This window comes from Nisaea nitritireducens (assembly GCF_014904795.1).
GTDB classification, from domain to species: domain Bacteria; phylum Pseudomonadota; class Alphaproteobacteria; order Thalassobaculales; family Thalassobaculaceae; genus Nisaea; species Nisaea nitritireducens.
The window spans coordinates 1-5,580 of sequence record NZ_JACZFS010000026.1 but is presented as its reverse complement, the minus strand read 5'-3'; the positions used below and the strand labels follow the sequence as shown (position 1 = coordinate 5,580).

Below are 5,580 nucleotides of genomic sequence, written 5' to 3'. Positions count from 1 at the left end.
GGGGCGGCCCCTGCCTTTTCCGGCCCTGACAAAACCCCGAGAGACATCTCATGGCGGCACGACGATTACTGGACGGCCTTTATCTCTGGAGCGGCTATCTCGCAGCCTTCTTCCTGGTCGCGATCTCGCTCACCATCGTGGCCCAGATCATCGGGCGGTTCTTCGGGGTTGCCATCGATTCAACCGAAAGCGCCGGCTTCAGCCTGGCCGCTTCGACCTTTCTCGGCCTCGCCTATACCTTTCGGCATGACGGCCATATCCGGGTCACGCTGCTGATCCGCCTGGCCAAGGGCCCGCTGGCGAAGCTGACAGAGCTCTGGAGCGTCGGTTTCTGTGCCGCGGCCATGGGGTATCTCACCTACTGGGCCTGCGACCTCGTTTATTTCTCATACATTTTCGGCGATATCAGCCCGGGGCTGCTGGCCATTCCGTTCTGGATTCCGCGCTCCGCCATGGCACTTGGCTCGCTGATCCTGACCATTGCCCTGATCGATGAATTCATCGGCATCCTGCGCGGCCAGACGCCGAGCTATATCGCAAACTCGACCGCTCTGTTCAAAGGGGAGGACGACTGATGGATGCCGGAATGATTTCTGCCATTCTCTTCATCCTGATGCTCGGCCTGCTGGCATCGGGGATCTGGGTTGCGCCGACCCTGCTTGCCGTGGGTTTCTTCGCACTGGAATTCTTCTCGCCCGCGCCGGCTGGCTCTCTCTTGGCCAGCACGGTCTGGGATGCGAGCTGGAACTGGGCGCTGACGGCACTGCCGCTGTTTGTCTGGATGGGCGAGATCCTGTTCCGGACCCGGCTCTCGTCGGACATGTTCAACGGCCTCGCGCCCTGGCTTGCCCGGCTGCCTGGCGGCTTGCTGCACGTCAATATCGTCGGCTGCGGCGTAATGGCGGCGGTCGCGGGCTCAAGCGCGGTGACCTGCGCCACGGTTGGCCGGATGAGCATTCCGGAGCTGAAGAAGCGCGGCTATGACGAGAAACTGTCCATCGGCACGCTTGCTGGGTCGGGCACACTCGGCCTGCTGATCCCACCCTCGATCATGTTGATTGTCTATGGCGTTATCGCCCAGCAGTCGATCTCGCGGATGTTTATCGCCGGGGTTGTGCCGGGCATCCTGATCATCTCGATCTTCATGGCCTATGTCGCGATCCGGGCACTGTTGAACCCGGAACTCGCCCCGCCGCAGGAAGAGCGCCTGAGTTTCCTAGAGAAAGTGAAGGCCTCGCGCCTGCTGTTCCCTGTGGTGCTGCTGATCTTCTGCGTCATCGGCTCGATCTATGGCGGCTTCGCCACGCCGACGGAAGCGGCGACCATCGGCGTGCTTGGCGCGCTGGGGCTGGCCTGGTGGTCGAAGACACTGAACTGGGCCTCCTTCATGGACAGCCTGATGGGGGCCGTCCGCACGTCCTGCATGATTGCCTTCATTCTCGCTGGCGCGGCCTTCCTGTCCATCGCCATGGGCTTCACCGGCGTGCCGCGCGTGCTGGCCAGCTATGTCGATGCCTGGAACCTGTCGCCCGGCATGCTGCTGGTGCTGCTGACCGTGCTCTATATCTTCCTCGGCTGCTTCCTGGACGGCGTCTCCATGATGGTGCTGACCGCTGCGGTGGTCCTGCCGATGGTGGAGAGCGCCGGGATCGACCTGATCTGGTTCGGTATCTTCACCGTTATCGTGGTCGAGATGGCGCAGATCACCCCGCCGGTCGGCTTCAACCTGTTCGTGCTGCAAGGCATGACGGGGCGAGACCTCATTCAGGTGACGAAGGCCTCGGTGCCGTTCTTCTTCCTGATGCTGGTCGGTATCCTGATCATCGCCCTGGTGCCGGAGCTGGTGACCTGGCCGGTCGAGTACATGATCCGGAAGAACTGACCGGGGACTGGCTCAGTCCGGCTCGACCATAGGCGCCCGGCTCAACGCGTTCCCGGTGCTGGCGAGCTTGGCCGCCAGCCGCAGGAATTCGGCGCGCTCACCGGGCTCGAGTCCCCCGGTCATGAGCGTCTGGATTTCCTGAACCAGCGGGGTCACCGTTCGGTAAAGCGCGCGGCCAATTTCGGTCAGATGCATTTCCCGGGCACGCCGGTCCCGCGGGCTGACCTTGCGTGTCACCAGCCCTTTTGTGTCCAGCCTGTCGAGAACGGTGCCGATGGTTGCCCTGTCATAGGCGATCAGCCCGGCGAGCGTCGCCTGATCGATGCCGGGCTTCTGCTCCAGCGTCGCAAGGCAGGCATATTGCACCGGCGTCAGATCATAGCCGGCGGCCTTCAGGCGATCCTGGAACACCGAGACCGAAATCTGGTTCAGCCGCCGGATCATGTGTCCGGCCATGCCGTGAATCTCAAGTGCCATCATGGCTCCGTGCGTCGCGTGCAATATAATAAGTATGCTTACTAACTTGACCTTTCGATGCAACAGGTATTCTGTTGTGCGCTGAAGATTGCCTTTAACGGTAACGGCCGCAGCAAGACGGCCCGGGCAGGGAGGATAGATGGCGGACCGACCCATACTCATTGCCGGTGGCGGCATTGGCGGCCTCGCGGCTGCCGCAGGCCTTGCGCAGAACGGTTTCGCGTCGCTGGTGCTTGAGCAGGCGGCGGAGCTGGGCGAGATCGGGGCGGGTATCCAGATCGGCCCGAACGGATTTCATTCCTTCGACTATCTTGGCATCGGGGACGAGGCGCGGGCGCAGGCCGTCTATATCGATGCGCTGCGGCTGATGGATGCGCAGACTGCCGAGGAAATCGCCCAGGTGCCGCTGGGCGAGGATTTCCGCCGCCATATGGGCAATCCCTATGCCGTGGTTCACCGGGCGGACTTGCACAAGACGCTGCTGGATTACTGCATTGCCAGCCCATTGGTCGAATTGCGGACCAGCCACAAGACGACCGGTTATGAGCAGGACGGCAGCAGTGTCACCCTGCAGCTTGAAGGCCGCGATCCGCTTGTCGGCAGCGCGCTGATCGGCGCCGAGGGACTGCATTCGCCGGTGCGGGCCCAGCTTGTCGGCGATGGCGCGCCGCGCATTTCTGGACACACCACCTATCGCTCCGTCATCCCGACCGAACAGATGCCGGAGGATCTGCGCTGGAACGCGGCGACGCTCTGGGCCGGGCCGAAATGCCATATCGTCCATTACCCGCTGAAGGGCTGGAAGGTCTTCAATCTGGTGGTGACCTATCACCGGGACCTGCAGGAAGCGATTTCCGGCCGCCCGGTTTCCAAGGAAGAGGTGGCGCAAGGTTTCGAGCATATCCATCCGCGTGCCCGGCAGATCATCGAGCATGGCGATAACTGGAAGCTCTGGGTGCTGTGCGACCGCGATCCGGTGGACAATTGGGTTGATGGACGTGTCGCCCTGCTTGGCGATGCTGCGCACCCGATGCTGCAATATTTCGCTCAAGGCGCCTGCATGGCGATGGAAGACGCGGTTTGTCTCGCCGAGACCATGAAGCGTGGGGACGGCGATATGGAAGCCATGCTGCGAGCCTATCAGCAGCAGCGCATCGCCCGCACCGCACGGGTACAGGTCGGCAGCAGGCTGATCGGCGACTATGTCTATCACCCGGACGGGGCGCTGGCGGCGGCACGCAATCAGGTGCTGTCCAGTCGGACGCCCGCCGAATGGTATGATCGCCTGCACTGGCTGTACGGCTCTAACGGATTACAGAACTGAGCGCGGCCGCCGGAAGTAACGAGGGCCAGTCGCGACACGCACGGAGGAGGAAGAGATGAGCGCAGAACAGGATCATTCGAATGTTGCGCATGCCATGCAACCGGACGACAGCCCGGAGCTGCGCGCACTTTACAAGGGGTTCGAGGACGAACACCTGATGCCGCTCTGGACCCAGCTCGGCGACCTGATGCCGATGCACCCGAAGCCAAAGGCCGTGCCGCATGTCTGGAAATGGTCGAAGCTGCTGCCGCTGGCCGAGAAGTCCGGCGAGCTGGTGCCTGTCGGACGTGGCGGGGAGCGCCGGGCCATTGGTCTCGCCAATCCGGGGCTCGGCGGCAACGCCTATGTCAGCCCGACGCTGTGGGCCGCGATCCAGTATCTCGGCCCGAAGGAAACCGCGCCGGAGCACCGGCACGCGCAGAATGCTTTCCGTTTCGTCGTCGAGGGCGAGGGTGTCTGGACCGTGGTGAATGGCGATCCCGTGCGGATGAGCCGGGGCGACCTGCTGCTCACGCCGGGCTGGCATTTCCATGGCCACCACAATGTCACCGACAAGCCGATGACCTGGATCGACGGTCTGGATATCCCGTTCTCGCAGCAGAACGATGTCGGCTTCTTCGAGTTCGGCTCCGATAAGGTAACGGATTATGCGACACCGGATTTCTCGCAGGGTGAGCGGCTCTGGTGCCATCCGGGGCTGCGGCCGCTCTCCGGCCTGCAGGACACGGTGAGCACGCCGATCGGCGCCTATCGCTGGGAATTCACCGACCGGGCCCTGACCGAGCAATTGCTGCTTGAGGATGAGGGCCAGCCCGCGACGGTCGAGCCTGGCCATGCGGCCATCCGTTATGTCAATCCGACCACGGGCGGCGATGTGATGCCGACCATCCGCACTCAGTTCCACCGGTTGCGTGAAGGGACCGAGACACGGCCGCGGCGCGAGGTTGGCTCTTCTGTTTTCCAGGTGTTCGAGGGCGCCGGAGCGGTGGTGTTGAATGGTGTTGAACATAAGCTGGAGAAGGGCGACATGTTCGTGGTGCCGTCCTGGATCCAGTGGTCTCTTCAGGCTGAAACCCGGTTCGATCTGTTCCGGTTCTCCGATGCCCCGATCATGGAGCGGCTGAATTTCGCCCGGACCAAGATCGAAGGCGTGCAGGACTGATAGAGCCTGGGGGCGGGAATGACCGACTCTCTGGATGCGGAACGTGCCGCGCTGCGGGCCCGGCTCGGTGCGGGCGCCCGGTATGATTCTCCCGCGGCCCCGGCGGAGGACCTCGTCCTCGCCCGCCGGGGAACGGCTTATTTCGCCCGCAAGCTGAACGAGCTGACGGACCGAGATCTCGACGCGCCGTCACTTGTGCCGGGATGGACCCGGCGGCATCTGGTCGCCCATGTCGGCTATCACGCCCGGGCCCTGACCCGGCTTGCCGACTGGGGGCGGACGGGTATCGAGACGCCGATGTATGCCTCGGCGGCGGAGCGCGACGCCGAGATCGATCTGGGGGCGACACTGCCGGCTCAGGCGCTGCGCCATCTTTTTACCCACTCCGCCGTGCATCTGAATGTGGTGTGGCGCGATCTGGAAGACGCGCATTGGGATGCCGTTGTCAGGACGTTTGACGGCAGCGCCATCAGGGTGCGGGAGCTGCCACTGCTGCGGACGCGTGCGATCTGGCAGGGCGCGCTTGACCTCGGAAATGGCGGGGCTGCACGCGATCTTCCCCCGCAGTTGCGCGGCTCTTAGGCCGCCAGAGCCGAATTACGGTAAAAACCGGCCGCTTTTGTTGCCGAAAAGCACCATGACAGTGGTTGCATTAGGCATGTCGTTCCTGTACCTAATCCTCAAGTCAGTAATGCGAATGACTCGCAATAATATTTCGTCCGTGAAGGTAGGCTC

The 5,580-nt window shown here is 63.1% G+C and carries 6 protein-coding genes; 5 read left to right on the top strand and 1 reads right to left on the bottom strand.

Features of this window, described 5'->3' with window-relative positions:
* Positions 1–50: 50 nt before the first annotated feature.
* Positions 51–575 (top strand): TRAP transporter small permease, encoded by a 525-nt coding sequence (locus tag IG629_RS09670; RefSeq protein ID WP_193171754.1) that lies wholly within the window; start codon positions 51–53, stop codon positions 573–575.
* Complete coding sequence (locus IG629_RS09665) at positions 575–1,882, top strand: TRAP transporter large permease (RefSeq protein WP_193171753.1); 1,308 nt, start codon at positions 575–577, stop codon at positions 1,880–1,882. Before IG629_RS09670 ends, IG629_RS09665 begins: the two co-directional genes overlap by 1 nt.
* 12 nt (positions 1,883–1,894) lie before the next feature.
* On the opposite strand, the gene IG629_RS09660 is transcribed toward IG629_RS09665, so the two are convergent.
* The gene (locus IG629_RS09660; RefSeq protein WP_193171752.1) at positions 1,895–2,359 is read right to left on the bottom strand and encodes a MarR family winged helix-turn-helix transcriptional regulator; all 465 of its coding nucleotides are present in this window, start codon (positions 2,357–2,359) and stop codon (positions 1,895–1,897) included.
* Between the two features lie 139 nt (positions 2,360–2,498).
* Here IG629_RS09660 and IG629_RS09655 point away from each other — a divergent pair, with 139 nt between their 5' ends.
* Genes IG629_RS09655 through IG629_RS09645 form a run of 3 tightly spaced genes read left to right on the top strand, consistent with a single transcriptional unit; the run spans position 2,499 to position 5,427 of the window.
* Complete coding sequence (locus IG629_RS09655; protein ID WP_193171751.1) at positions 2,499–3,683, top strand: 3-hydroxybenzoate 6-monooxygenase; 1,185 nt, start codon at positions 2,499–2,501, stop codon at positions 3,681–3,683.
* 55 nt (positions 3,684–3,738) lie between these two features.
* Positions 3,739–4,845 carry a cupin domain-containing protein gene (locus IG629_RS09650; protein WP_193171750.1) on the top strand — a complete coding sequence of 369 codons (1,107 nt, stop codon included), beginning with the start codon at positions 3,739–3,741 and terminating at the stop codon, positions 4,843–4,845.
* An 18-nt stretch (positions 4,846–4,863) separates the two neighbouring features.
* Complete coding sequence (locus IG629_RS09645; protein WP_193171749.1) at positions 4,864–5,427, top strand: maleylpyruvate isomerase N-terminal domain-containing protein; 564 nt, start codon at positions 4,864–4,866, stop codon at positions 5,425–5,427.
* Positions 5,428–5,580: the final 153 nt, after the last annotated feature.

What these genes read in the sequence shown, in the direction of transcription:
- IG629_RS09670 (WP_193171754.1), top strand. Translation starts at nt 51, where the DNA reads ATGGCGGCACGACGATTACTGGACGGCCTTTATCTCTGGAGCGGCTAT.
- IG629_RS09665 (WP_193171753.1), top strand. Translation starts at nt 575, where the DNA reads ATGGATGCCGGAATGATTTCTGCCATTCTCTTCATCCTGATGCTCGGC.
- IG629_RS09660 (WP_193171752.1), bottom strand. Translation starts at nt 2,359, where the DNA reads ATGGCACTTGAGATTCACGGCATGGCCGGACACATGATCCGGCGGCTG.
- IG629_RS09655 (WP_193171751.1), top strand. Translation starts at nt 2,499, where the DNA reads ATGGCGGACCGACCCATACTCATTGCCGGTGGCGGCATTGGCGGCCTC.
- IG629_RS09650 (WP_193171750.1), top strand. Translation starts at nt 3,739, where the DNA reads ATGAGCGCAGAACAGGATCATTCGAATGTTGCGCATGCCATGCAACCG.
- IG629_RS09645 (WP_193171749.1), top strand. Translation starts at nt 4,864, where the DNA reads ATGACCGACTCTCTGGATGCGGAACGTGCCGCGCTGCGGGCCCGGCTC.